Below are 25,794 nucleotides of genomic sequence, written 5' to 3' on the forward strand. Positions count from 1 at the left end.
GATAGCGGTCTGTCAGTTGATAGTGTGTTGGCTGACACACCGCTATCGCGAGCAGGCTCACTCCTACAGGGTTTTTGTGCTGCCTTGGAGATTGATGAGCAGAGCACATAACTCTTTAGCGCAAATCCGACAAAACCTTTTCCTCCCTCCTGCGGTCACTCCTTTTACGAGACTGGCATGCATGCCGGCGCGCCCTTTTGGGCCTTTTGCAATCCTGCCGCCCGATGAGAGAAAAGGAATCGAACCATGCCGATTTCCCGACGCAACTTCATGATCCTCGGCGCCGTAACCGCGACGGCGTTCGCTATGCCCCCCTTTATCAGCCTCAAGGCCTACGCGGCCAGTCTGGAGCAACCGGCCATGAGCAAAGTCACCCTGCAAGTCAACGGAAAACCGCAAACCCTGGAAGTCGACACCCGTACCACCCTGCTCGACGCCCTGCGCGAACACCTGCACCTGACCGGCACCAAGAAAGGCTGCGACCACGGCCAGTGCGGCGCCTGCACGGTGATTGCCGACGGGCGGCGGATCAACTCCTGCCTGACCCTGGCGGTCATGCACGACGGCAGCGAAGTCACCACCATCGAAGGCCTCGGCATGCCGGACAAGCTGCACCCGATGCAGGCCGCGTTCATCAAGCACGACGGCTATCAGTGCGGCTACTGCACGCCGGGGCAGATCTGCTCAGCAGTCGCGGTGCTCAAGGAAATCCGCGACGGTATTCCCAGCCACGTCAGCCCGAGCCTGACCGAGCCGCCGAAACTGATCGCCGCCGAATTGCAGGAGCGCATGAGCGGCAATATCTGCCGCTGCGGCGCGTACTCGAACATCATCGAAGCCATCACTGAAGTTGCGGAGGTCCCGGCATGAGAGCCTTCAACTACAGCCGCGCCGACTCGCCTGCCGCAGCCGCCTCCCAGGCTGCACAAGCCGAAGGCGCCAAGTTCATCGCCGGCGGCACCAACCTGCTCGACCTGATGAAACTCGACATTGAGACCCCGGTGCATCTGATCGACGTCAACCACCTCGGTCTGGATCAGATCGAAGCTACGCCTGAGGGCGGACTGCGTATCGGCGCCTTGGTGCGCAATACCGATCTGGCCGCCGACGCCCGCGTACGCAAGGACTACGCCCTGCTCTCCCGCGCGCTTCTGGCCGGAGCGTCCGGGCAGTTACGCAACATGGCGACCACCGCCGGCAACCTGCTGCAACGCACCCGCTGCCCATACTTTTACGACACCCATCAGGCCTGCAACAAACGCAATCCGGGCAGCGGTTGCGCGGCGATCGGCGGGGTCACTCGACAACTGGGGATCATCGGCGTCAGCGACGCCTGCATCGCCACCCACCCGAGCGACATGGCCATCGCCATGCGTGCGCTTGATGCGCAGATCGAAACGGTCAAGCCTGACGGCAGCACCCGCAGCATTGCCATGGCCGATTTTCATCTATTGCCCGGCAATACGCCGAACATCGAAACCAGCCTCACACCCGGTGAGTTCATCACCGCCGTGACCCTGCCGGCGCCGGTCGGTGGCACGCACATTTATCACAAGGTTCGCGATCGTTCGTCCTACGCGTTTGCCCTGGTCTCGGTGGGTCTGATCCTGCAAAAGGACGGCACCGGCCGCGTCGCCGTTGGCGGCATTGCGCCGAAACCGTGGCGGGTCGAAGCCGCTGAAGCGCTGCTGCCCAAGGGCGCCAAAGCGGTCAGCGAGCGCCTGCTCGAAGGCGCGACTCCCACCGATGACAACCAATTCAAACTGACACTGGTCGAGCGCACGCTGGCTTCGGTGTTGGCGCAAGCGAGGGAAACCGCATGAAATTCGACACGCCCGCCACCACCAATCCCATCGACCGCTTGAAGGTCGTTGGCAAGCCTACCGAGCGCATAGAAGGCCCGCTGAAAACCAGCGGCCAGGCGACCTACTCCTACGAGCAACATGAAGCGGCGGCCAATCAGGCCTACGGTTTCATGGTTGATTCGGCGATCGCCAAAGGGCGGATCAAAGCCATTCATCTCGACGAGGCCAAAGCCGCACCCGGCGTACTGGCGATCGTCACCGCCGAGAACGCCGGCAAGCTCGACAAAGGTGATTACAACGCCGCCCATTTGCTCGCCGGTCCCGACGTGCAGCATTACCAGCAAGCCGTTGCGCTGGTGGTCGCCGAGACCTTTGAACAGGCTCGCGCTGCCGCGCAACTGGTCAAGGTCGACTACGAACCCACCGAAGGCAAGTTCGACCTGGCCAGCGTCAAAGACCTCGGCGTCGAGCCAAAAGACGAGCTGCCGGACGTCAATCACGGCGACTTCGACAAAGCCTTCGCCGCCGCCCCGGTGCAGTTCGATCAGACCTACACCACGCCGGACCAGTCCCACGCGATGATGGAACCCCATGCGACATTGGCCGCCTGGAAAGGCGACCAACTGACGCTGTGGACGTCCAACCAGATGGTCGCCTGGAGCGTCGGCGACATTGCGAAGACCCTCGGCCTGCCGAAGGAAAAAGTCCGCCTGGTCTCGCCGTACATTGGCGGTGGGTTCGGCGGCAAGCTGTTCATTCGTGCCGACGCGATCCTCGCCGCTCTAGGCGCGCGCATGGCCGGCCGGCCAGTGAAAGTCGCCCTCGCCCGCCCGCAGATGGCCAATAACACCACCCATCGCCCGGCGACGATTCAGCGTATCCGTATGGGTGCCACGGCCGACGGCAAGCTGACCGCCATTGCCCATGAAGGCTGGTCGGGCAACCTCGCCGACGGCAAGGTCGAACTGGCCGCGCAACCGAGCCAGTTGCTCTATGCCGCAGAAAACCGCCGCGTCAGCATGCGCCTCGCGCCGCTCGACCTGCCTGAAGGCAACGCCATGCGCGCGCCGGGTGAAGCGCCGGGGCTGATGGTGCTGGAAATTGCCATGGACGAAATGGCCGAACAGCTGAAGATGGACCCGGTGGTGTTCCGCATCGCTAACGACACTCAAGTCGACCCGGTGAAAACCGAGCGGCCGTTTTCCCAGCGTCAACTGGTCAAATGCCTGCAGATCGGCGCGGAGAAATTCGGCTGGGATCAGCGCAAGGCGCAGCCCGGCACACGTCGTGAAGGCCGTTGGCTGATCGGCATGGGCGTGGCGGCGGCGTTTCGCAATAACCTGCTGGTCAAGTCCGGCGCTCGCGTGCGCCTGGAGCGTGACGGCAAGGTGATCGTCGAAACCGACATGACCGACATCGGCACCGGCAGCTACACGATCATCGCGCAGACAGCCGCGGAGATGATGGGCGTCGGCCTGAATGATGTGGTGGTACGTCTGGGCGATTCGGACTTCCCGGTCTCGGCCGGTTCCGGCGGCCAGTTCGGCGGCAACTGCTCGACTTCAGGGGTTTATGCCGCCTGCATGAAACTGCGCGAAGCGGTGGCGCAGAAGCTGGGACTCGCGGCGGATCAGGCCGAGTTCGTCGATGGTCAGGTGCGCGTCGGCAGCAAGAGCCTGCCCCTGCGCAATGCCGCTGAGGGCGGCGCGCTGGTCGGCGAGGACAGCATCGAATTCGGCGATCTGGCCGAGAAGTATCAGCAATCGACCTTCGGCGCGCACTTCGCTGAAGTTGCCGTCGACGCCGCCACCGGTGAAGTCCGCGTGCGGCGCATGCTCGCGGTGTGCGCGGCCGGACGGATTCTCAACCCTATTTCGGCCCGCAGCCAGGTGATCGGCGCAATGACCATGGGCGTCGGCGCGGCATTGATGGAAGAGCTGGCCGTGGACAAGCGTCTGGGCTATTTCGTCAACCATGACCTGGCGGGATACGAAGTGCCGGTGCACGCCGACATTCCGCATCAGGAAGTGATTTTTCTCGAAGAGACTGACCCGATTTCTTCGCCGATGAAGGCCAAGGGCGTGGGTGAATTGGGGATTTGCGGCGTGAGTGCGGCGGTAGCGAATGCGATCTACAACGCTACCGGCGCGAGGGTGCGGGAGTATCCGATCACGCTGGACAAGATTCTGGATTCATTGCCGGAGATGATCTGAAGCGAAAAGCCCCTCTCCCAAAGGGAGAGGGAACCGATCCGGGGATATTCAGGATGTGCAGCGACGTGAAAGTCTTTCTGTGTATCCATAATCGTAACGGCACGTTCAGGTCGATGCACATTGCAAGACACCTCGGTCGGCTCCCACTCCCCCGGGAGACGCCTGGGGTGAGTCGCATGCTGTTAGCGCACCTGCATGGGGTGCTAGGGGTCGAGTGGATTCACCACCACGCTTTCAGAATGCCGAACGTCTCGAGCATCCCCCAATCGGCTCCCTCTCCCTCGGGAGAGGGCTGGGGTGAGGGGCGTGGTTTCACTCGGTCCTTGGATATTGCTCAGCACTGACCTGCTCCATCCAGTCCACCACCTTGCCATCCAGCACTTCCGCAATTGCGATATGGCTCATCGCCGTTGTCGGCGCCGCCCCGTGCCAATGTTTGGCACCCGGGGCAATCCAGACGGTATCGCCCGGACGGATTTCACGAACCGGCTGGCCCCATTCCTGGACGACCCCTGCTCCTGCGGTGACGATCAATGTCTGTCCTAACGGATGGGTGTGCCACGCAGTTCTCGCGCCCGGTTCGAACGTTACGGTCGCGCCGCTGACGCGGGCCTCGTCGGTACCCTTGAACGGCGCATCCACCCGCACCGTGCCGGTAAACCAGTCAGCGGGCCCTTTGGCCGAGGGTTGAGAGCCATTCGGCGTGACCGTGACACGCGGGTTGTCAGTGGCCTGCACTTCACCGGCCAGCAGCGAGAGCGTCAGCGCAGAAGCAGCGATCGGGTTCATGGCGGTTCCTCCGGATGATTAATGCAACCACTGTAGCGATCGGCACTCTTTAGATAATCGTCTAGAATCCGAAAAAACTTATGCAGGACAATCATCAATGCTCCGGGAAAACGCCACCGACCTGCTCGCCTTTCTCGCCGTCGCCCGTGAACGCAGTTTCACCAAGGCCGCCGCCAAACTCGGCGTTTCGCAATCGGCGCTCAGCCACACCATTCGCAGTCTCGAGGCACGTCTCGGCCTGCGCCTGCTGACCCGCACCACGCGCAGTGTTTCGCCGACCGAGGCCGGCGAACACCTGCTGCAGACCATCGGCCCGCGCTTCGAAGAGATCGAGGTGGAACTGGCCGCCCTGAGCAACCTGCGCGAGACCCCGGCGGGGAAGATCCGCATCAGCGCCACCGACCACTCGCTGAACTGGATTCTGCGTCCGGTGTTGCAGGAGTTCCTGCCGAAGTACCCGGACGTCACCGTCGAAGTCTGCTGCGACTATGGCTTCGTCGACATCGCCGGCCAGGGCTTCGATGCCGGCGTGCGCCTGGGCGAAGACGTTGCGCAGGGCATGATCGCCACGCGCATCGGCCCGGACATGCGCATGGCCGTGGTCGGCTCGCCTGCCTACTTCGCCCGCCGCGCTGCGCCGCAGACCCCGCGCGACCTGACCGACCACGCCTGCAACAACCTGCGTCTGCCAACCAATGGCGGACTGTATTCGTGGGAGTTCGAAAAGGACGGCGAAAGCCTGAAGGTTCGTGTCTCCGGCCAGGTCACCCTGAATGGCGTCTACCCGTTGCTCGACGCCGCGCTGGACGGTTTCGGTCTGAGCTACATCCCGGAAAATGTCGTCGCGCCTTTTCTGGCCGACGGCCGCTTGATCCAGGTGCTCGGTGACTGGTGCCCGGCGTTTTCCGGTTATCACCTGTACTACCCGAGCCGACGCCAGGCAGCGCCGGCGTTTGCCTTGTTGCTGGAGGCGTTGCGCTATCGCGTTTGACCCGGTTCAGCCCAGCAACGCAATCAGCTGATGCCGCTGCGCATCGGTGAGCATCGGCCCAAAACCGGCTCCGGCGTTGTCAGCCATGTAGCGCGGATTGCTGGTCCCCGGAATCACGCAGGTCACCGCCGGGTGCGCCAGCAGAAACTTCAGCGCCAGTTGCGGCCAGCTATTGACCTGCACGTCCGAGACCCACGCCGGCAACGGCTTGCCCTTGAGCCGGGCGAGCAAATCGCCGCCGCCAAATGGCCGGTTACAGATCACCGCGACCCCGCGCTCGCGGCACAGCGGCAGGATGCGTTTCTCGACAGCGCGGTCATCAAGGGCGTAGTTGATCTGCAGAAAATCCAGCTTCTCGGCCTTCAGCACCGCTTCGACCTCGTCATAGGCCGACGAGGTGTAATGGGTGATGCCGATGTAGCGAATCCGCCCCTGCTCTTTCCATTCGCGCAGGGTCGGCAAGTGGGTTTGCCAGTCGAGCAGGTTGTGAATCTGCATCAGGTCGATGCGCTTGGTTTGCAGCAGGCTGAACGACTGCTCCATCTGCGCGATGCCCTCCTTGCGTCCGCGCGTCCACACCTTGGTCGCGAGAAAGGCCGGCGAGCGCGGTTCATGGATCGACAGCAATTCACCGGTCGTCTGCTCGGCGCGGCCGTACATCGGCGAGCTGTCGATCAGCGTGCCGCCCTTTCTGAACAGCGCTTCGAGCACGGCGGGCAATTGCCGGTAAACCGGATCAGCCGGGCCGACGTCGAAACCGCGATAGGTGCCCAATCCGACCATGGGCAGTGCCTCGGAGCTTGAAGGGATGGCGCGGGTCTGCATGGTCTGGTCTCCTGCCGTGTGCGGCGCAGTGACGGGCGGCGGCGTGCCGCTGGCCAACGCCCGATCAATCGTCAACACCGCCACAACCTCGGCAGCAAGCGTAAGCAAGCGGCGACGGGAATAACCCTCAGTGTGGCGCATGCGGGCCCTCCTGCTGCGCGGATCTGTTGCATGTTGTGTGCGCAGGCTATCAGGCGCAGTCGCTGAACTACACTTCGACAGCCCACCTCTTACCCCGTTAAAAGTAGCCGAATGTTCCGAACCCTGATGTCACTCGTCGTTTTCATTGTTGCCGTGTACCTGGTGCTGTGTGCCGCGCTGTTCGTATTTCAGCGCTCGCTCATCTGGTTTCCCCAGCCTGCGGCCGTGGTTGCAGCGGATTCGCGGTTGAAACTGTCGATGCCGGACGCCGAAATCTGGACGACTACTCGAGAGCGCAGCGGAACACGGGCGCTGATCTATTTCGGCGGGAATGCCGAGGACGTCTCGCGCAACCTGCCGGAGTTCGCTGAGGCGTTCCCCGATTACGCGCTGTATTTTCTGCATTACCGGGGTTTTGGTGGCAGTTCAGGCTCACCATCGGAAGCGGCGATTGCCGAAGATGCGCTGGCGTTGTTCGATCAGGTCTACGCCAGCCATCCGCAGATTGCGGTGATCGGGCGCAGCCTCGGCTCGGGGGTGGCGATACGCCTGGCCAGCCAGCGGCCGGTGCAGAAGCTGATCCTGGTCACGCCGTTCAACAGCCTCGAAGAAATCGCCGAACGGCAATATCCGTGGGTGCCGGTGAAGTGGTTGCTCAAGGATCGATTCGAATCGGGCAAGTACGCCGCGCACGTTCGCGTGCCGACCTTGCTGTTGGCGGCGAGTGATGACGAGGTGATTGGACGCAAGAGCACGCAGCGGTTGTTGGAGAGTTTTCCTGCGGGGGTGGCGACGCTCAAGGTGGTGCCGGAATCGGCGCATAACTCGATTTCCGAGCGAGGGGAGTACTTGCGGTGGATGGGTGATGTGTTGAATCGCTGACAGGTGTAGCGATCATGCAGAGGCCTTCGCGAGCAGGCTCGCTCCCACAGGGGTAACGCATTTCAAATGTAGGAGTGAGCCTGCTCGCGATGAAGTCGGTACCGACATCACCATTTACAGCTACCGTCCAATGCTAAGGCTGACGGCCGCTCCGGGCATTTTCGTCGCCAGAGGTGGCCGGGCGCGGCATGACGTGTTGATGGCCGGTCGGGTCGTTGAGTTGCACGGCATTACCCTTCTGCCACGCATCAGCTCCTGGCGCGACCGGTGCCGGTTTGATCTCGGCGCGGGCCTTTTTCTTCTCGGCGCTATCAATGCCCAGACGCTGGTCGCGCTGGCGGACCATTTGCGCGTCGGCCTGACCGTCGGCAGTAAAGCCCATCATCAACTGCGGCACGCCCAAGGGCAGTTGCTTGTCCTGATCGGTGTGCCAGGTGTGCCAGGTCTTGCCATAGGTGTTGGCAAGTTTTTCCATCAAACGCGTCTCCGCCACTTGCGGGATGCCCGGCGCGACCAACTGGCCGGAAGTGACTTCGTGAGCGTGGCTATGCCACAAGGCCTTTTCTTTTGCCGGCAATTGCGTGAACAGGCGCTGGCTGATGATGTATTCCACGCCCATCAGCTTCGCTTCAGCGGTGTTGCCGTCGTAGATCACACACTGGAACACTTCCTCGTTGAGCGCCGAGCAGTAGTGATGCGCTTCCATCTGTGCGCCGGGATGGCCGTTGTAGAAATGGAAGCCATCGAGGTACATGTTCAACGCGCGAATCGGCGGTTTGTCCTGCAACCATTGCGCGCCGACTTCGAGCATTTCAGTGTCGGAGGCTTTGGCCTGGCCTGGTGTCTGCACCGGTGACTCGGTGTTGCTCATCGCACAACCGGTCAGCGCGGCGACCATCAAACCGACGGGAACCCAACGTCCCTGCAAGGTTTTATTACGCATGTTTCGCTCCTCGGACATTCAGTAACGGGCGCGTGCTGGCCCTGTTATGCAACTGAAAGTAGGAGAACGGCAGAGTTCGAAAAAGCTGCGTGCGGATCACACTGGAGAGATCGTTGCCAGTACGCCGATCAGGATGGTCAAGGTCAGAAAGCCGCCGAGGAAAATTGCCATCTTGTACATGTTGCGCTCCTTGATGCTGAGTGTGCGGTGCACCGGACGCTTCGGGATGAGGTCGGAGGGTGAATGTCCGCACTGCCCGGGCATTCTGAGGCTGTGGCTGTACTGAATACAGAGGCAGATGAAACAGAAAAATACGGATCAGATGCGCATCTGATCCGCTTCGGGCATGGACCGGTATTCAGCCAGAAACTTGACGATCCACTTTGCGCCGGGTTGATCTAAAGTCATTGCCGCCAACCACAATAAAAACTGGAGTGACCATGCCCGACCTCGCCTTGCAGCCCAATGTCGCCGAATCCCTCAAGCGCTGGCACGAGATGATCCGCAACGGCAATCTCAACGCCCTGCCCGAATTGCTCGATGCCCAAGCCGTGTTTCGCTCGCCGATGGCCCACACGCCCTACCCCGGCGCGCCGGTGGTGGCGATGATCCTCAACACAGTGTTCGAAGTTTTTGAGGATTTCGCCTATCACCGCGAACTGGCGACGGCGGATGGCTTGAATGTGATCCTGGAATTCAGTGCCAAGGTCGGCACCAAGGAACTGAAAGGCATCGACATGATTCGCTTCGACGCCAGCGGCAAGATCGTCGAGTTCGAAGTGATGGTTCGGCCGTTGAGCGGATTGCAGGCACTGGGCGAAGAAATGGGCCGGCGCCTCGGTGCCTACCTGGCGAACGCGAAAGCCTGACCCTACCGAATGTAGGAGCTGACGAGTGCAACGAGGCTGCGATCTTTTGATCTTGATCTTGATCTTGATCTTCAAACGTCAAAGTCAAAGTCAAAGTCAAAAGATCGCAGCCTCGTTGCACTCGTCAGCTCCTACCGGAACCAAGCCACAAAAAAACCCACTGACCGTCGCCGGTTCAGTGGGTTTTGTGTGTCAGGGTTCTGGTTACAGAGCCATGTCACGTGCAGCGTTTTCCTTCGGTGCTACGGCTTTATCAGCCGCAGGTGCCGCTGGAGCAGCTACCTGACCGATCACCGGAGGGGTCGGCAGTTCGAGGATTTTCGCGGTGTAAGCCCACTCGGCAGCCACTTTGGCCGGATCGCTGTTGAGCTGGGTGCCATAGCTCGGCACGATCTGGTGCAGCTTGGTCTGCCACTCAGGGGTTGCGACTTTGTCTTTGAAGACTTTCTGCAGCACGCTCAGCATGATCGGTGCAGCAGTCGACGCGCCTGGCGATGCGCCCAGCAGGCCGGCGATCGAGCCGTCTTGCGAAGCCACGATCTCGGTGCCCAGTTTCAGCACGCCGCCAGCGGCTTCATCACGCTTGATGATTTGCACGCGCTGGCCGGCTTGCCACAGGCGCCAGTCTTCGGCCTTGGCGTTCGGGAAGTATTCCTTCAGCGCGTTCAGACGGTCTTCATCCGACAGCATCAGTTGACCGGCAAGGTACTCGACCAGCGGGTATTCCTTGATGCCGACCTTGGTCATTGGCCAGATGTTGTGGGTGGTGGTGCTGGTCAGCAGGTCAAAGTACGAACCTTCCTTGAGGAACTTGGTGCTGAAGGTCGCGAACGGGCCAAACAGAATGACGCGCTTGCCGTCCAGAACACGGGTGTCCAGGTGCGGAACCGACATCGGTGGCGCGCCAACCGAAGCCTTGCCGTAGGCCTTGGCCAGATGCTGCTCGGCAATGCTTGGGTTGTCGGTTACCAGGAACGAGCCGCCAACCGGGAAGCCTGCGTATTCCTTGGCTTCAGGAATGCCCGACTTCTGCAGCAGGTGCAAGGCACCGCCGCCAGCGCCGATGAACACGAACTTGGCGTCGGTTTCGGTTTTGCTGCCGTCTTTCAGGTTTTTGTAGCTGACACGCCAAGTGCCATCGGCGTTCTTGGTGATGTCTTCGACTTCGCTCGACAGTTTCAGATCGAAGTTGGGCTTGGTCTGCAGGTGAGCGGCGAACTGGCGGGTGATTTCGCCGAAGTTCATGTCCGTACCCAGCGGGCTCCAGGTGGCCGCGATTTTCTGGTTCGGGTCACGCCCTTCCATCATCAGCGGCACCCACTTCTTGATCACCGCCGGATCTTCGGAGTACTGCATGCCGGCAAACAGCGGGCTCGCCTGCAGGGCTTCGTAGCGCTTTTTCAGGAACTTGATGTTGTCATCGCCCCACACGAAGCTCATGTGCGGTGTGGTGTTGATGAACGAGCGAGGGTTTTTCAGCACGCCCTGTTGAACCTGCCACGCCCAGAACTGACGGGAGACCTGGAACGCTTCGTTGATCTCGACGGCTTTCGGGATCGTGACGTTGCCCTTGTCGTCTTCCGGGGTGTAGTTCAGCTCGGCGAGGGCCGAGTGACCGGTACCGGCGTTGTTCCAGCCGTTGGAGCTTTCCAGGGCAACGCCGTCGAGGCGCTCGACCATTTCCATCGACCAGCTCGGTTCCAGCTCATTGATCCACACACCCAGGGTGGTGCTCATGATGCCGCCGCCGATCAGCAGGACGTCAACTTTCTTCGCTTCGGCAGCATTGGCAGACGACATCCCCATCGCCAAAGCCAGCCCCAGCAAGGCTGTGTTCACTTTCTTAAACATCTGTTGCACCTATGATAAAACGCCTTCCGCCCGTCGTTGTTATCAGTCTGCGTTGCGCTGTATTGACGCTCAGGCTGGCGTCGCGCGATCCGGCACACTGCAATATTGACGGGTGGGCACACAAGGCCGATATGTGGCATCGACCTCAGTTAATGTCCCTTCTGAACTGACTTCTTATCGTTATTGGCTTCAGCTGCTTGAGCGACAGGGATCCCGTCGGCCCGCCCGAAAGGCAAGCCAACCGAATTAGGTCAAAGCAAATTGGCGCGGAGAATATCACGTCAGGGCGAACCCGCGCGTCTGTTCCCGACTTGAAAGTCTTTTTCCGCTCTGAAGCTTATCGGCCACAGCGCGCGGAACATGACGCCACTGCGGTGGGTACCGTCAGTTTTTTGCGCGATGCGCATCGCAACTCAGCGAATCAGTGCACACGCCCCGTTGCTCCTGAAGAAAATAACCTGCTACGTTGTACGATGACTGATGAATTCAACTTCAGTCATTTCCATCCAATAACAACAAGGAAACACCATGACCAAGTCCCGCCTCCTCATCGGTTTGTTCTGCGCCTTCAGCGCCTGCGCCATGGCCGCCCCTGCCCCAGCGGAAAAACAAGTGGCGCAAGCGGTCGATCATCTGACCCAGGCGATGCTGCACAAAGACATCGCCGAACTGAACGCCCTCACCGCGCCGAACCTGACCTACGGCCATTCCAGCGGCAAGATTCAGGACAAGCAGGAATTCATCGCCGACATCGAAACCGGTCGCAGCGCATTCAAGACCCTCGAAATGCAAAAGCAGACCATCACCCTGTCCGGCGATACCGCGCTGGTGCGCCACCACTTTTCCGCGCAGGCGTTGAAGGGGACCGAGGTCATTCCCACCGAGATCGAGAACTTCCAGATCTGGCAGAAACAGGGCGGGAAATGGTTGTTGGTGGGGCGACAGGCGTTCAAATTTTGATTGAAGTAAGTCTCTGAGATAGATGTAGCCTGAACTGGCCTCATCGCGAGCAGGCTCACTCCTACAAGGGGCGGCGGCGTAACGCAGATCGCATTCACACCGCCAATCCCCTGTAGGAGTGAGCCTGCTCGCGATAGCGCCAGTCCAGACAACCAAAAACCCTCACCTGAAAATTACAACCGAAACCGATCCACCGACCGTGACAACTGCCCCGCCAGGTCCGACAACTCATCCGTAGTCGTCGCCGTCTGCCCGATCACCCGGCTATTGCCCTCGCTCATCCCGGCAATCATCTCCACCTGATGGGCGATTTCGTTGCTGGCCATACTCTGTTCGCCAATCGTGCGAGTGATGTCATTGACCAGTTGCGTGGTGCTGAGCGTCGCATCGAGGATTTCGCGAATCGCCCGCTCGACTTCCGCCGTCACCGCCATGCCCTTGTCGACCTGCGCCACGCCCGCCTCCATGCTGCTGACCGCCTCGCGCGTGCTGTTCTGAATGCGCGCGACCATCGCGGCGATCTCCTGGGTCGAGGCGCTGGTGCGCGCGGCCAGACTGCGCACTTCATCGGCGACCACGGCAAAACCACGGCCCTGCTCACCCGCCCGTGCTGCCTCGATCGCCGCGTTGAGCGCCAGCAGATTGGTCTGGTCGGCGATGCTCTTGATCACCTGAATGATGTTGAAGATTGCCTCGGATTCCTGATCCAGCGTGCGGATCACTTGCGCCGACTGCTGCGCCGAGCGGGCGATGTCGTCCATGTCGCTGACCACTTGGTGAATCACCCCGCCGCCCTGCTTGGCCAGAGTCTCAGCCTGATTGGCCATGCTCAGGGCACGTTCGGCGTGGCGGGTGATTTCTTCGATACTGGCGGTCATCTGGCTGGCAGCGGCGGCCATGGTCCCGGCGGCAACGCTTTGTTGCTGGCTGCTGTCGGCGACCTGATGGCAGCCGTGGCTGAGTTGCTCGCTCATGCCACTGACACCGTGGGCGTTGCGCCGGACCACGTCGATCATGTTGCGCAGGTCACGCTGCATGATTGCCAGGGTGCGGATCAACGCACTGGCTTCGTCCTTGCCGCCAGGCTCGACAATCGGCTCGCTGAGATTGCCATGGGCGATGCTTTCGGCGATGCGACTGGCGGATTTCAGCGGCCCAAGGATGCTGCGCATCACCCAGCGGCCCTGAATCAGCAGCAACAACAGACTGGCGATCAGGACGACGCCGAGGGCGAGATTGGCATTGCGAATGGCCGCTTCAGTGCCTTCGCTGGTTTGCCCGGTGTTGCTTTCAATCAACTCGCTGAGCGTCGCCATCTGCTCTTCGAGCTGGCTGAACGCGGTGCTGAATCGGCCGAGTTGCTGCTGCGCGGCGTCGGGGTTGTCCAGCGCCACGGCGACAATCTGCTCGGCGGATTTGATGTAGGTGTCGAGGCTCGGCTTGATCTGCTCCAGCGCCGTGCGCAGCGGCGGGCTGATCGGCAGTTTCAGGTTGTCATCCAGCACTTCACGAAAATGCCCGGCGTGCTCGGCCAGCGAATCACGCACTTCCGTCGCGGCGCCGGTGCCTTTGCCCAGGCCGACCAACATCGCCGAATACACGTCGGCGCGCAGGGCGTCGTGCATCATGTCGGCTTCCATGTGATTGCGCAGTGCGCTCATGCTCACCGTGTTATCGCCGACCGCCGTGGCCATCCGCAGGTTGCCGACGTAACTGACCAGACTCACGATCAGCGCTGTCAGCAGGCTGGTCGCAATCAGCAACACCAAACGCAGTTTGATCGACACCTTGGAATCTCCCGTGGGCACGCTGGATTGCGCTTGTCGGATTTCAGTTAAGCCTATTGGCATGGAACTGCCGACACAGAGCGTATCGGCTGATGTCAGCGGCGACTTGAATCCGGCAAAACTTTTGGATCGAGCGGCCAGTCACACCTTGCACCACCGCTGGATAACGCCTTCATCGCCGGTTAACCCCGGCAGGCTATCAATCCAGCGCTTCGAACATTCATGCAGCTGAAGGAAACGCTTATGAAACGCGCACTGTGGTTTGGTCTGCTCGGCACCCTGGCAATCGGCACCGCACAGGCGGCAACGGAGAAAGTCGCGATCAATCTGGTCAGCGCCGACGGTGCGCCGCAGGCGATCGGTTCGGTCACGGTCAGCGAAACGCCCTACGGTCTGCTGTTCACGCCCGAGCTGAAAGCGTTGCCGGCCGGCATTCACGGTTTCCATGTTCATGAAAACGGCAGCTGCGACGCGGGCACCAAGGATGGGATCAAAGGCGCGGCACTGGCCGCTGGCGGACACTTCGATCCGGCGAAAACCGGCAAGCATCTTGGCCCGTACGCCGATGGGCATCTGGGTGACCTTCCGGCGGTGTATGTCACCGCCGACGGTGTCGCCAACTACCCGGTGCTAGCGCCGCGCCTGAAGAAAATCTCCGAGATCAAGGGCCACGCCCTGATGATTCACGCCGGCGGCGATAACCATTCCGACATGCCCAAGCCACTGGGCGGTGGCGGCGATCGCATGGCCTGCGGGGTAATCTGATCCGACTGAGCGGGATAATGCCCTGACCCAAGGCTTTTTTCCGCTCACGGAACTCCGGCGCGCCGATTATCTCTGAAGCTATGTAGTCCCTTCTCTTTTTGCTTCGCGCTTGTGGAGGAACACGTCATGCGCAAGTTAGTCCTGATTTCTTCTCTAATGCTTTGCCTGCCGGTCGGTTCGGCGCTGGCCCGTGTTGATGCGGGTGACGTCGCCACTTCGGCAGGTGTCTCCGCGTCGCTGTACTCGACCTTCAAGGATGACAAAATGGTGATTCCGGCCCGTGACGACGTGTCTGCCTTTGTCGCCAGCGGTGGAGCCATTCGTGGGGTTTATCTTGAGTCGGTACTGCAACAGGTGCGTCAGGCCAACCCTGGCTTGAACGCCAGCGACGAAGACCTGGCCAACGCCATTCTGGTGCAATACGAAGGCGTGCAGCAGTAGTCACGAGGGATACAGCGGCCGATGGACGGCCGCTGAGTGCGCATAGGCAAAAACGTCCGACGGCCTCTATGATGGAGGCCATGACGACCACCGTGCCCTTGCGCTCACCCTGCCCACCCGGCGCCTGCATCTGCGGGCGCGATCCCTTGCTTGAAACGCCCGGAGCGGATCTGCGCATCCTGCGCCTGACTCGCGCAGAGGAAAAAATCCTCCTGGCGCGTCTCGAACAACTCAAAGACCTCGACGACCTCAAACGTCTGCAACAGCGCATGTATGAGCAGTTGGGCATCCGCGTCGACGTCGCACCGGGTTTCAACGAGGTACGCACCATGCGCGGCATTGCCATTCAGATTGACGATCTGCCGGGGCTGTGCCGCAAGACCCGTGCGGCGATCCCGGCGGCGATTCGCAAGGGTCTGGAAAACCACCCGCAAATCGCCTTCGAACTGCTCAACGCCCACGACTTGCTGCGCGACACCTGATCACTTTTTCATGCCGACGCGCTTGCGCATCTCGGCGGTAATGGTCTGACGGGTTTTCTTCATGTCCGCCCAAGGCTCATCGCCGACTTCGGTCAGACGCTCGTGCACGTTGTAAATGTTCCAGTGATTACCGCCCTTGATTTCCGCGACCTCCTCTCGGTACAGCGGCACGGAAACCGGCATGCCTTCCCGCGCCCGTGCGGCATAGGCGCAGATGGTGGTGGCGCCGAGGCCGTTGCGCAGGTAATCGATAAAGATCCGCCCGACACGGTTTTTCGGTCCGGACACCGCCGAAATACGATCCGGCAGCAACTTGGCCATGTGGCTGACGATGGCGTGACTGAAGTCCTTCACTTCGTCCCAGCCGTGCTTGCGCGTCAAGGGCACCACCAGGTGAATGCCTTTGCCGCCACTGGTTTTCAGGAAGGCTTTGAGTCCCAGTTCATCGAGCACGGTGAGGGTCAGCGCGGTGGCTTCTACCATGCTTTTCCATGGCAACGCCGGATCCGGGTCGAGGTCGAGGACGAAGCGATCGGGCTTGTCCAGATCCACCGTCGTGGCGTTCCAGGTGTGCAGCTCCACCGTGCTCATCTGCACCGCCCCGACCAGCGCTTCGGGATTATTGATCATCATCACTGGCTGGCCGGTGACGTCCTTGTCCAGTGTCGAAATCCCGGGGATGGCAAGGCGTTCGGCGTTCTTCTGAAAGAACAGTTCGCCGGCAATGCCATCCGGTGCGCGCACCAATGCCACGGGGCGATCCTTGAGTTGCGGGAGGATGTGTTCAGCAACGCTGGCGTAATACTGCGCCAGTTGCATCTTGGTGGTGCCGCTGACTGCATCGATCACCCGATCCGGGTGCGTGATGCGCACCTTGCCGCCGGCCAGCCCCGCCTGCGAGGGTGCGGTTTCGGCTTTGCTGGCGGCGGTTTTCTTCGCTGGTTGTTTGGCGGCGGTTTTGGTTTTTTCGGTGGTTTTGGTGTTTTCGGTCTTCTCGGATTTTTCAGACTTGGCAGCTTTCACAGGCTTCGCTCGCTCCTCTGTAATGTCCTTGGCCGGTTTGTCATCGCGCAAACCATGGAACACGGCGTGCCGCACCGAGCCGTCCTTGGTCATCTCGGCGAACGCCACCTCCGCCAGCAATTTCGGTTTCAGCCAGTGCACGCCCTTGGCCTCGAAACCACTGGGCGGATTGACCACCGCAGCGCTTTTGGTCTGTAGCGGCTTGAGCTGGGCGAGGATGCTTTTCAACGTGGTTTCGTTGAACCCGGTGCCAACCTTGCCGGCATAGCGCAACTCGCCGCTGTCACCGTCGTGCAGACCGAGCAGCAAAGCACCGAAGGCACTGCGCGCACCTTTCGGATCGGTATAGCCAACGATGACGAACTCTTGCCGATGCTTGCATTTGAGCTTGATCCAGTCGCCACTGCGCCGCGACACGTAGGGCGAACCGAGGCGCTTGCCGATCAGGCCTTCCATCTGCATCTGGCAGGCGCTGTTGAGCAGTGCGTCGGGAGTTTCTTCGAAGGCTTCGGAGAAGCGCAGCGGTGAAGAATCTTTCTGTGCGCCAAGGATCGTGCTCAGCGCCGCACGCCGCTCTTCGACCGGAACATCACGCAGGTCGACGCCGTTGAGGTACGGCACGTCGAACAGGTAATAAACGATGTTGCCGCTGCGTCCGGCATCGAAGGCATTTTGCAGCGCCTGAAAATCCGGCACACCCTGCTCGTTGGCCACGACCATTTCGCCGTCAAGCCACGCCGATTCGAGGCCCAGTGCCGCCAGCGCCTTGGCCTGCTGCGGCAGTTTATGCGTCCAGTCGTGGCCATTGCGGGTAAACAGCTGGACCTCATCGTGATCGATCCGCGCCATGATCCGGTAGCCGTCGAACTTGATCTCGTAGCTCCACTGCCCTTCTGGCGCGCTATCGACCAATGTGGCCAGTTCCGGTTTGATCAACGCCGGCAGCTTGGCCTTGCGCGCGCCATTGAGCTGCCCAGACGCCTGTTTGCGTGGCTTGGCCGGGGCCTTCTTCAGCGGTTTGGCCTGTTCGGCGGCGAGCGTGGGTTTGCCGACAATCGTGCGCTCACTGAGCACGCTGTCGGGTTCGGCGACCAGCACGTCGAAGTCATCCTGCGGGCGCGCGGCATTGTCCTGATGCTTGATCAGAAACCATTGTTCTTTCTTGCCCGGCATGTGCGTGCGCACCAGATTCCACACGCCGCCGAGCTTCTCGCCCTGCAACTCGAACTTGAGCCGACCCTTGGCATAGGCCTTGTGCGGATCCTCCAGCGGAATCCACACGCCGCGATCCCAGACGATCACATCGCCGGCGCCGTAATGCCCCTCGGGAATGCTGCCCTCGAACGTCGCGTAATCGAGCGGATGATCCTCGACATGAATCGCCAGGCGCTTGACCTTGGGATCCAGCGACGGCCCCTTCGGCACCGCCCAGCTCTTCAGCGCGCCATCGAGCTCCAGGCGAAAGTCGTAATGCAGGTGTGAAGCGTCGTGCTTCTGGATGCAGAACTGCAAAGCATGATCCTTGGCAGACTTGCGCCCCGGGCGCTTGACCGCAGCCGGTTCCGAAGTCGCGGAAAAATCACGCATGCGGTTGTAATCGTCGAGGTTCCTGTTCATGAGCACACCGATGGCAGACGGGTTCTGTTATGCAGAAGAGCGACACGGCGGCGGAAAAATTCAATCGACGTAAAAAAGCCCCGGACGGATGGAGCGGCCGGGGCTTGTAACGACACATCCAGTAATTGCCTGGGCTGGCTAAACACGGTGCAGACGCTAAGGTTTTTTCAGGATCTTGAAAGGGAGGCAATGGAATGCCTGCTGCTGCAAAAGCCTGTCGTCTGCGAAAGGGTCGGTACTCTGAAACCGGAAGAATTTATCTGCTTACAGCAGTGGTCAATCAACGCGAGCGTGTTTTCACCAACTGGCACGACGGTAGATTGCTGGTCAACGAGTTGAGACGGTGCAGTGAAGCCGGGTTAGCTACCTCTCTGGCTTGGGTCGTCATGCCAGACCATCTGCATTGGCTCGTTGCGCTTGATAAGGGTTCGCTTGCAGATTTGATGTGTCGCGTCAAATCGCGAAGTTGCCAGGCATACAATCGGAGACATGGGCTCCAGGGACAATTATGGCAGCGAGGTTATTACGACCGCGCCTTGAGGCGGGATGAAGATCTCAAAGCCGCTGCGCTCTATGTCGTCAAGAATCCTGTGCGAGCCGGTCTGGTGGCGCGCCTCGGGGACTACCCGCTGTGGGACGCAATCTGGCTTTGAAGATCAAAAGATCGCAGCCTTCGGCAGCTCCTACATTTGGAACGCAAGCCCCCTGTAGGAGCTGCCGAAGGCTGCGATCTTTTGCGCTTTAGCGCAGGGCAATCACCGCCGCCCATTGCTCCGCCGTCACCGGCATCACCGACAACCGCGAGCCTTTTTGCACCAACGGCATCTCGGCCAGCGCCGTCTGCTGCTTCAGATAATCCAGCTTCAACACCCGCGCAAACGTCTCGACATGCTCGACATCGATCGCGCTCCAGGCATTTTTCTCCGGCGTAGCTTTCGGATCGAAGTAGTGACTGTCGGGCTCAAGTGCCGTCGGATCGGGGTACGCCGCTTCGATTATCTTGCCGATTCCGGCAATCCCCGGCTCCGGACAGCTGGAATGATAGAAAAAGAACTCGTCACCCACCGCCATCGCCCGCAGGAAATTGCGCGCCTGATAATTGCGAACGCCGTCCCAGCGCGCCTTGCCGAGCTTTTCCAGACCCTTGATCGAGAGTTCGTCGGGCTCCGATTTCATCAGCCAGTAGGCCATGTCATTTGCTCCTGAAGCGGTCATTGGGCAGGTTGTCGGGCAATTTTATGACAAACCGACAGTCGGTTGACGTCAGCGTTTGCGCACAGGTTCACGTTGCCGCAAAATGCCGGCCTTTAAAGCTTGACGCTGCTGCACGGCCTACGAACGGAAACCGCTGCTGTCATCGTGATGATGTGCCTTGAGGGGGGCAATCGATGAAACGCAAACCGGATTTGCTATGGACTTTGGTAATTTTGTTTGGCCTGGGCGTGGTAACCACCGGTTACGCGCAGAGCCTGTGGGCCAACAAGGCCGACGCGCCGATTGAAGTGGCGCAACAGGTGCAACAGTCGACCGCTTTCAAACGCTGAACCTGTCTCTTCGACGCCGCTGTTCTGTGCGGCGTCTACTCTGCGAAATACCATGCCTTGTCGGTGACCGTGCCTTGTAACGGGACATCCCAGCTCGCCTGCGCCAAACGCTCGACCTTCTGACATTCATGGGCCAGGCCCAGCAGCGTCGGCTTGCGCCAGTTCTTGCGCCGGGCCAGATAGGCGAGGCTGCGATCATAAAATCCGCCGCCCATGCCCAGGCGCCCGCCGACATCGTCAAACCCGACCAGCGGCAACAGCACCAGATCCAGCGCCCAGACCTTGCGTTGTCGAGCCAGATTGGCCCGAGGCTCAAGGATGCGGAAACGATTGGGATTGAGCTTTTCGCCGGGACGAATACGCTGGAAAACCATCTTCGTTCGTGGCCAGGCGCTGAGTACCGGCAGATAAGTTGCCTTGCCGCGACGCTGGGCTTCACGCAGGAGCAGGCGCGGATCGATTTCACCGTCGGTGGGCAAATACAGAGAGATATGTTTCGCCCGGCGAAAATGCGGGTCTTGGGCCAATTGCCGGAACAGACCCTTGGCAGCCTGACGTTGTTCGCCCGACGTCAGTGCGCGGCGCGCCTTGCGCAGCAGGCGGCGGAGTTGCGGGCGGGGCAGCAGGGCGGGTTCGGTCATGGTTCGGCTTCGGCAGGTGGATGCAAAAACGTACGCATAAAAAATCCGATGTCGGCATGTACCGACATCGGATTCGAATCAGGCTCCCCGGATGAACCGCTGTCAACTCAGCCCTTGAACCCGAAAGTTCAAGGTGGAAGAAGCAGTAGACTTTAAGGCTTTCCGTCTAGCGGACATGCACACCAGCCCAACGTGCAACTTCCAGGGTAGTGCGAATCGGCTCCGGGACATCGTCAACTGGCAAGCACCCCAGGGAGTGGGGCGAGTATACCTCAAGCTGCCAATCGAATCAGCCCTTGGCGGTACTCTGATCGTCGGCGAGGACCAGATCGACACGATCGAGCAAGTCGCGCACCTGTTCGCGGGTCGAACCGCTGGCCTGGATATCCGGGCGCTCTTCTTTGTGCAACAGGTCGTGGGTGATGTTCAGCGCGGCCATCACGGCAATGCGGTCGGCACCGATGACTTTGCCGCTGCTGCGGATCTCGCGCATCTTGCCGTCCAGGTAGCGGGCGGCACTGACCAGATTGCTGCGTTCTTCCGGCGGGCAGATGATCGAATACTCTTTGTCGAGGATCTGCACGGTAACGCTATTGCTTGAACTCATGAGTCTTGCTCCAGGGCCTTGAGGCGCGAAATCATCGATTCGACCTTACGCCGGGCGATTTCGTTTTTTTCAATGAGGTGAGCGCGTTCCTCGCGCCAGGTTTTTTCCTGAGCTAGTAAGAGTGCGTTTTGACTCTTAAGTTGCTCGACTCGGCCAATCAGCAGTTCGAGTCTGGCCATCAGCGCTTGCAGGTCGGTGTCTTCCATTGGGTCCACGTGTTCGTCTGATGGGGGTGACTGGCGGACAGCCTTTAATGGTCTTGGCGGGGCTGTCGATGTAGGATACAAGGCCTTCATTCTAGACATAGCGCCGTCTGGCGCCTAGCTGCCCATGACCATTGCGAATTCCCCGTACCAAGCCTTTGCCACCCTGCTGACTGCCAGCGGCCACAACGTCTCGCCTGCCGAACTGCACGGCGTGCTGCTCGGGCGCAGTTGCGCCGGGGCCGGCTTCGATCATGAAGGCTGGCTGATCGACGCCGCCGAACTGCTCGAAGGCGATATCCAGGACATCGTCCGCAACGCCCTGATCGGCCTGCAGGAGATGGTCAAGGGCGAGCTGACCGGCGACGATGTCACCGTCGTTCTGCTGCTGCCGACCGACGATGCGCCGCTGGGCGCCCGCGCCGCTGCTCTGGGCGAATGGTGCCAGGGCTTCCTCAGCGGTTTCGGCTTGAACTGCCGCGACAGCAGCATGCTCAGCACGGAAGCCAACGAAGTGCTGCAGGATCTGGCGGCGATTTCCCAGGTCCAGGATGCGCTGGAAGAATCCGAAGACGGCGAAACCGACTACATGGAAGTCATGGAGTACCTGCGCGTCGCGCCGCTGCTGCTGTTCTCGGAAACCAAGAAAGCCGACGTGCCGCCAGCCGCCAAGCCGTCGCTGCATTAATCGCGTGCCAGGGAAAGCCATCTGCCCATGACCCATATCCCCAAAGCGGAATACAGCCGTCGCCGCAAGGCCCTGATGGCGCAGATGGAACCCAACAGCATCGCGATCCTGCCCGCCGCCGCGGTCGCAATCCGCAACCGCGACGTCGAGCACGTCTACCGTCAGGACAGCGACTTCCAGTACCTCAGCGGTTTTCCCGAGCCGCAAGCCGTCATCGTGCTGATGCCCGGGCGCGAGCATGGCGAGTACATCCTTTTCTGCCGTGAACGCAACGCCGAGCGCGAATTGTGGGATGGCTTGCGCGCCGGGCAAGAAGGCGCGATCAGCGAATACGGCGCCGATGATGCGTTTCCGATTACCGACATCGACGACATCCTCCCGGGCCTGATCGAAGGCCGCGACCGGGTCTATTCGGCGATGGGCAGCAACCCGGAATTCGATCGGCACCTGATGGAGTGGATCAACGTGATCCGCTCCAAGGCGCACCTTGGTGCGCAGCCGCCGAATGAATTCGTTGCCCTGGATCATCTGCTGCACGACATGCGCCTGTATAAATCGGCAGCAGAAGTGAAGGTGATGCGCGAGGCTGCGCGGATCTCGGCGCAGGCGCATATCCGCGCGATGCAGGCCAGTCGTCCGGGGCTGTATGAATACAGCCTGGAAGCGGAACTGGATTACGAATTTCGCAAGGGCGGGGCGAAGATGCCGGCCTACGGCTCGATCGTCGCCGCCGGACGCAACAGCTGCATCCTGCATTACCAGCAGAATGACGCGCTGCTCAAGGACGGTGATCTGGTGTTGATCGACGCCGGTTGCGAGATCGACTGCTACGCCAGCGACATCACCCGCACCTGGCCGGTCAACGGCAAGTTTTCGCCCGAGCAGAAAGCGATCTACGAATTGGTGCTGGCTTCCCAGGAAGCAGCATTCGCCGAGATCGCCCCGAACAAGCACTGGAACCAGGCCCATGAAGCCACGGTGCGAATCATTACCACGGGTCTGGTGAAACTTGGCTTGTTGCAGGGCGAAGTTGACGAGTTGATCGCCAGCGAAGCCTACAAGGCTTTTTATATGCACCGCGCCGGCCACTGGCTGGGCATGGATGTGCATGATGTCGGCGAATACAAGGTCGGCGGCGAATGGCGCGTGCTGGAAGTCGGTATGGCGCTGACCGTGGAACCGGGCATCTACATCGCCCCGGACAATCAGAGCGTGCCGAAGAAATGGCGCGGCATTGGCGTGCGCATCGAGGATGACGTGGTCGTAACGCGATCCGGTTGTGAAATTCTCACCAGCGGTGTGCCAAAAACCGTCGCCGAGATCGAAGCGCTGATGGCACAGGCAAGGACACACGCAGCATGAGTCGAGTCAATCTGGCAATTATCGGTGGCGGTCTGGTCGGCGCCAGTCTGGCGTTGGCCTTGCAGGCCGGAGCCAAGGCGCAAGGCTGGAAAATCGTCCTGATCGAACCGTTCGCTCCTGGCGACAGCTGGCAGCCGAGCTACGACGCACGCTCTTCGGCGCTGTCGTTCGGCTCGCGGCAGATTTACCAGCGCCTCGGCGTCTGGCAGGAAATCTCCCGCCGCGCCGAGCCGATCAAACAGATTCACGTCTCCGACCGGGGCCGTTTCTCCACCGCGCGTTTGTCGGCGATGGAAGAGGGCGTACCCGCGCTCGGTTACGTGGTGGAAAACGCCTGGCTCGGCCAGTGCCTGTGGCAGCACCTCGACAAAGACGTGATCACTTGGCGCTGCCCGGCGGAAGTCACGCGCATGGAGCCGTTGGCCGATGGCTATCGCCTGACCCTCAACGATGAAACCACCCTGGAATGCGACCTCGCGGTGCTCGCCGATGGCGGCCGCTCCGGGTTGCGCGAACAGCTGGGCATCAACGTGCGCAAGCGCCCGTACAACCAGAGCGCGCTGATCGCCAACATCACCCCGAGTGACGCGCACAACGGCATGGCCTTCGAGCGCTTTACCGACGAAGGGCCAATGGCCCTGCTGCCGCTGCCGGACAACCGCTGCGCGTTGGTCTGGACCCGACTGGGCATGGATGCGCAGCGCCTGACCGAGTTGAGCGAGCGCGAATTTCTCAGCGAGCTGCAAGGCGTGTTCGGTTACCGCCTCGGCACCTTGAAACAGGTCGGCGCGCGGCATCTGTATCCGCTGTCACTGATCGAGGCTGAAGAACAGGTGCGTTCGCACCTGGCTGTGCTCGGTAACGCCGCGCACAGCCTGCATCCGATCGCCGGCCAGGGCTTCAACCTGTCGCTGCGTGACGCCGACGCCCTGGCGACTGCGCTGCTGGCCAGTGACAAGCCGCTGGGCGACTTCGCCACGTTGCAGGCCTACCGCGAGCGGCAGCGCCTCGATCAGGACCTGACCGTGGGCTTCTCCGATCAGGTCACGCGGTTGTTCGGCAGCACCCAGCCGCTGGTGTCGCTGGGGCGCAACCTCGGCCTGCTCGGGCTCGATCTGCTGCCGCCGGCGAAACGCTGGTTCGCCCGTCAGGCGATGGGCTTGGGAACCCGTCCGGATGCTTGAGTGGCTGCCCGGCACTTTCATTTTCAGGATCGCGCCGCCCACTGGCGCGCTCGGTAAAACCCATTACGTGCGGCGCAAGCCGCAAGCGAGACAGGCCTAAAGCATGGAAATGCGCGCAGATCTGCTGATTGTCGGAGCCGGAATGGTCGGCAGCGCCTTGGCGCTGGCGCTACAGGACAGCGGCCTGGAAGTGCTGCTGCTCGATGGCAGTCCGTTGAGCGTGAAGCCGTTCGATGCCGAAGCGGCGTTTGAACCGCGGGTCAGTGCGTTGTCGGCGGCGAGCCAGCGCATCCTCGAACGCCTCGGCGTGTGGGATGGCATCGCCCAACGGCGCAGCAGTCCGTACACCGACATGCACGTCTGGGACGGCAGCGGCACCGGGCAGATTCATTTCTCGGCGAGCAGCGTGCATGCCGATGTGCTCGGCCACATCGTTGAAAACCGCGTGGTTCAGGACGCCCTGCTCGAACGTTTGCACAACTGCGATCTGGGCCTGCTCGCCAATGCGCGGCTGGAGCAGATGCGTCGCTCCGGCGATGACTGGCTGCTGACCCTGGCTGACGGCCGCACCCTGCGCGCGCCGCTGGTGATCGCGGCGGATGGCGCCAATTCTGCAGTGCGCCGTCTCACCGCCGTGGCCACTCGCGAGTGGGATTACCTGCATCACGCCATCGTCACCAGCGTGCGCTGCAGCCAGCCGCACCGCAAAACCGCGTGGCAGCGCTTTACCGATCACGGGCCGTTGGCGTTTCTGCCGCTGGAACGCGATGGCCAGCAGGACTGGTGCTCGATTGTCTGGTCGACCACGCCAAGTGAAGCCGAGCGCTTGATGGCTCTGGACGACGCTGGGTTTTGCGCCGAACTGGAGCGAGCCTTTGAGGGACGCCTCGGTAAAGTGATCAGCGCCGATCCGCGTCTGTGCGTGCCGCTGCGTCAGCGCCATGCCAAGCGCTACGTCGCGGAAGGCCTGGCCTTGATCGGTGACGCGGCACATACCATTCACCCATTGGCGGGGCAGGGCGTGAATCTCGGTTTCCTCGATGCAGCGGTACTGGCGCAAGTGTTGCAGCAAGCGCATGAGCGAAAACCGCAAACCCTGGAAGTCGACACCCGTACCACCCTGCTCGACGCCCTGCGCGAACACCTGCACCTGACCGGCACCAAGAAAGGCTGCGACCACG

General features: G+C 61.1%; 27 protein-coding genes, 1 other RNA gene and 1 pseudogene. 17 read left to right on the forward strand and 12 right to left on the reverse strand.

Features of this window, described 5'->3' with window-relative positions; genetic code table 11:
• The first annotated feature begins 246 nt into the window (after positions 1-246).
• From paoA to paoC, 3 genes are read left to right on the forward strand one after another with little or no spacing between them, the layout of a single operon-like run.
• On the forward strand, positions 247-870 hold the full coding sequence (gene paoA, locus DCO47_RS15310; protein ID WP_016775137.1) for an aldehyde dehydrogenase iron-sulfur subunit PaoA: 624 nt from the start codon (positions 247-249) through the stop codon (positions 868-870).
• On the forward strand, positions 867-1,823 hold the full coding sequence (locus tag DCO47_RS15315) for a xanthine dehydrogenase family protein subunit M (protein ID WP_065616112.1): 957 nt from the start codon (positions 867-869) through the stop codon (positions 1,821-1,823). Before paoA ends, DCO47_RS15315 begins: the two co-directional genes overlap by 4 nt.
• Entirely contained in the window at positions 1,820-4,018 is a 2,199-nt protein-coding gene (gene paoC, locus DCO47_RS15320; protein ID WP_116658390.1) for an aldehyde oxidoreductase molybdenum-binding subunit PaoC, read from the forward strand. Before DCO47_RS15315 ends, paoC begins: the two co-directional genes overlap by 4 nt.
• Positions 4,019-4,330: 312 nt before the next feature.
• Here the strand turns inward: paoC and DCO47_RS15325 are convergent, their stop codons facing one another.
• Positions 4,331-4,807: a cupin domain-containing protein gene (locus DCO47_RS15325; RefSeq protein ID WP_116658391.1), complete on the reverse strand. Its 477-nt coding sequence runs from the start codon at positions 4,805-4,807 to the stop codon at positions 4,331-4,333.
• A 97-nt stretch (positions 4,808-4,904) separates the two neighbouring features.
• On the opposite strand from DCO47_RS15325, the gene DCO47_RS15330 reads away from it, so the two are divergent.
• Positions 4,905-5,798, forward strand: coding sequence for a LysR family transcriptional regulator (locus DCO47_RS15330; protein ID WP_083352521.1), 894 nt, complete (start codon positions 4,905-4,907; stop codon positions 5,796-5,798).
• A 6-nt stretch (positions 5,799-5,804) separates the two neighbouring features.
• Here DCO47_RS15330 and DCO47_RS15335 read toward each other — a convergent pair whose 3' ends face one another.
• Positions 5,805-6,764 (reverse strand): aldo/keto reductase, encoded by a 960-nt coding sequence (locus DCO47_RS15335; RefSeq protein WP_177434354.1) that lies wholly within the window; start codon positions 6,762-6,764, stop codon positions 5,805-5,807.
• A 111-nt stretch (positions 6,765-6,875) separates the two neighbouring features.
• On the opposite strand from DCO47_RS15335, the gene DCO47_RS15340 reads away from it, so the two are divergent.
• A complete protein-coding gene (locus tag DCO47_RS15340) occupies positions 6,876-7,646 on the forward strand; it encodes an alpha/beta hydrolase (RefSeq protein WP_116658392.1) in 771 nt (256 codons plus the stop codon).
• A gap of 133 nt (positions 7,647-7,779) precedes the next feature.
• Here the strand turns inward: DCO47_RS15340 and DCO47_RS15345 are convergent, their stop codons facing one another.
• On the reverse strand, positions 7,780-8,589 hold the full coding sequence (locus tag DCO47_RS15345; protein WP_064363527.1) for an OBAP family protein: 810 nt from the start codon (positions 8,587-8,589) through the stop codon (positions 7,780-7,782).
• A gap of 243 nt (positions 8,590-8,832) precedes the next feature.
• Here DCO47_RS15345 and DCO47_RS27115 point away from each other — a divergent pair, with 243 nt between their 5' ends.
• Both DCO47_RS27115 and DCO47_RS15355 read left to right on the forward strand, forming a co-directional pair.
• Entirely contained in the window at positions 8,833-8,991 is a 159-nt protein-coding gene (locus DCO47_RS27115) for a hypothetical protein (RefSeq protein WP_177434352.1), read from the forward strand.
• Positions 8,992-9,029: 38 nt separating this feature from the next.
• Positions 9,030-9,458 (forward strand): nuclear transport factor 2 family protein, encoded by a 429-nt coding sequence (locus DCO47_RS15355; protein WP_116658393.1) that lies wholly within the window; start codon positions 9,030-9,032, stop codon positions 9,456-9,458.
• A 204-nt stretch (positions 9,459-9,662) separates the two neighbouring features.
• On the opposite strand, the gene mqo is transcribed toward DCO47_RS15355, so the two are convergent.
• Positions 9,663-11,309 (reverse strand): malate dehydrogenase (quinone), encoded by a 1,647-nt coding sequence (mqo, locus tag DCO47_RS15360; RefSeq protein ID WP_064363529.1) that lies wholly within the window; start codon positions 11,307-11,309, stop codon positions 9,663-9,665.
• A 528-nt stretch (positions 11,310-11,837) separates the two neighbouring features.
• Here mqo and DCO47_RS15365 point away from each other — a divergent pair.
• The gene (locus DCO47_RS15365; protein ID WP_064363530.1) at positions 11,838-12,269 is read left to right on the forward strand and encodes a nuclear transport factor 2 family protein; all 432 of its coding nucleotides are present in this window, start codon (positions 11,838-11,840) and stop codon (positions 12,267-12,269) included.
• A gap of 173 nt (positions 12,270-12,442) precedes the next feature.
• Here the strand turns inward: DCO47_RS15365 and DCO47_RS27560 are convergent, their stop codons facing one another.
• Positions 12,443-13,306, reverse strand: coding sequence for a methyl-accepting chemotaxis protein (locus DCO47_RS27560; protein WP_371919877.1), 864 nt, complete (start codon positions 13,304-13,306; stop codon positions 12,443-12,445).
• Positions 13,301-14,119, reverse strand: a pseudogene (locus tag DCO47_RS27565) (HAMP domain-containing protein); the annotation flags it as partial. The pseudogene DCO47_RS27565 and the gene DCO47_RS27560, both read right to left, overlap by 6 nt.
• Before the next feature lie 180 nt (positions 14,120-14,299).
• Between DCO47_RS27565 and sodC the strand changes: the two are divergent.
• From sodC to DCO47_RS15385, 3 genes are all read left to right on the forward strand, one after another.
• Complete coding sequence (gene sodC / locus DCO47_RS15375) at positions 14,300-14,821, forward strand: superoxide dismutase family protein (protein ID WP_065616103.1); 522 nt, start codon at positions 14,300-14,302, stop codon at positions 14,819-14,821.
• 126 nt (positions 14,822-14,947) lie between these two features.
• Positions 14,948-15,262 carry a DUF2388 domain-containing protein gene (locus tag DCO47_RS15380; RefSeq protein WP_016775151.1) on the forward strand — a complete coding sequence of 105 codons (315 nt, stop codon included), beginning with the start codon at positions 14,948-14,950 and terminating at the stop codon, positions 15,260-15,262.
• A gap of 80 nt (positions 15,263-15,342) precedes the next feature.
• Positions 15,343-15,744: a hypothetical protein gene (locus DCO47_RS15385; RefSeq protein WP_173867309.1), complete on the forward strand. Its 402-nt coding sequence runs from the start codon at positions 15,343-15,345 to the stop codon at positions 15,742-15,744.
• Here DCO47_RS15385 and ligD read toward each other — a convergent pair whose 3' ends face one another.
• A complete protein-coding gene (ligD, locus tag DCO47_RS15390) occupies positions 15,745-18,384 on the reverse strand; it encodes a DNA ligase D (RefSeq protein WP_116658395.1) in 2,640 nt (879 codons plus the stop codon).
• A gap of 194 nt (positions 18,385-18,578) precedes the next feature.
• On the opposite strand from ligD, the gene DCO47_RS15395 reads away from it, so the two are divergent.
• A complete protein-coding gene (locus tag DCO47_RS15395) occupies positions 18,579-19,037 on the forward strand; it encodes a transposase (RefSeq protein ID WP_116658396.1) in 459 nt (152 codons plus the stop codon).
• An 88-nt stretch (positions 19,038-19,125) separates the two neighbouring features.
• Here the strand turns inward: DCO47_RS15395 and DCO47_RS15400 are convergent, their stop codons facing one another.
• The gene (locus DCO47_RS15400) at positions 19,126-19,575 is read right to left on the reverse strand and encodes an EVE domain-containing protein (RefSeq protein ID WP_042607080.1); all 450 of its coding nucleotides are present in this window, start codon (positions 19,573-19,575) and stop codon (positions 19,126-19,128) included.
• A gap of 197 nt (positions 19,576-19,772) precedes the next feature.
• On the opposite strand from DCO47_RS15400, the gene DCO47_RS27055 reads away from it, so the two are divergent.
• Entirely contained in the window at positions 19,773-19,928 is a 156-nt protein-coding gene (locus tag DCO47_RS27055) for a hypothetical protein (RefSeq protein WP_007911192.1), read from the forward strand.
• Between the two features lie 35 nt (positions 19,929-19,963).
• On the opposite strand, the gene DCO47_RS15405 is transcribed toward DCO47_RS27055, so the two are convergent.
• From DCO47_RS15405 to DCO47_RS15420, 4 genes are all read right to left on the reverse strand, one after another.
• Positions 19,964-20,569 (reverse strand): 5-formyltetrahydrofolate cyclo-ligase, encoded by a 606-nt coding sequence (locus DCO47_RS15405; RefSeq protein ID WP_116658397.1) that lies wholly within the window; start codon positions 20,567-20,569, stop codon positions 19,964-19,966.
• 80 nt (positions 20,570-20,649) lie between these two features.
• Positions 20,650-20,828, reverse strand: a non-coding RNA gene (gene ssrS, locus DCO47_RS15410) — 6S RNA.
• 30 nt (positions 20,829-20,858) lie between these two features.
• Positions 20,859-21,176 (reverse strand): cell division protein ZapA, encoded by a 318-nt coding sequence (locus tag DCO47_RS15415; RefSeq protein ID WP_042607079.1) that lies wholly within the window; start codon positions 21,174-21,176, stop codon positions 20,859-20,861.
• Positions 21,173-21,382, reverse strand: coding sequence for a TIGR02449 family protein (locus tag DCO47_RS15420; protein ID WP_007911197.1), 210 nt, complete (start codon positions 21,380-21,382; stop codon positions 21,173-21,175). The genes DCO47_RS15415 and DCO47_RS15420 overlap by 4 nt, the downstream gene beginning before the upstream one ends.
• Positions 21,383-21,506: 124 nt before the next feature.
• Between DCO47_RS15420 and DCO47_RS15425 the strand changes: the two genes are divergently transcribed.
• From DCO47_RS15425 to DCO47_RS15440, 4 genes are all read left to right on the forward strand, one after another.
• Positions 21,507-22,067: a YecA family protein gene (locus DCO47_RS15425; protein WP_116658398.1), complete on the forward strand. Its 561-nt coding sequence runs from the start codon at positions 21,507-21,509 to the stop codon at positions 22,065-22,067.
• A gap of 27 nt (positions 22,068-22,094) precedes the next feature.
• On the forward strand, positions 22,095-23,429 hold the full coding sequence (pepP, locus tag DCO47_RS15430; RefSeq protein ID WP_064364684.1) for a Xaa-Pro aminopeptidase: 1,335 nt from the start codon (positions 22,095-22,097) through the stop codon (positions 23,427-23,429).
• Complete coding sequence (gene ubiH / locus DCO47_RS15435; protein WP_116658399.1) at positions 23,426-24,613, forward strand: 2-octaprenyl-6-methoxyphenyl hydroxylase; 1,188 nt, start codon at positions 23,426-23,428, stop codon at positions 24,611-24,613. Before pepP ends, ubiH begins: the two co-directional genes overlap by 4 nt.
• 109 nt (positions 24,614-24,722) lie before the next feature.
• Positions 24,723-25,794: 2-octaprenyl-3-methyl-6-methoxy-1,4-benzoquinol hydroxylase (locus DCO47_RS15440; protein ID WP_256590175.1), on the forward strand; the 1,072-nt coding region annotated here is incomplete at its 3' end.

The sequence above is a fragment of the Pseudomonas sp. NDM genome (genome assembly GCF_003105095.1).
Lineage (GTDB): Bacteria > Pseudomonadota > Gammaproteobacteria > Pseudomonadales > Pseudomonadaceae > Aquipseudomonas > Aquipseudomonas moraviensis_A.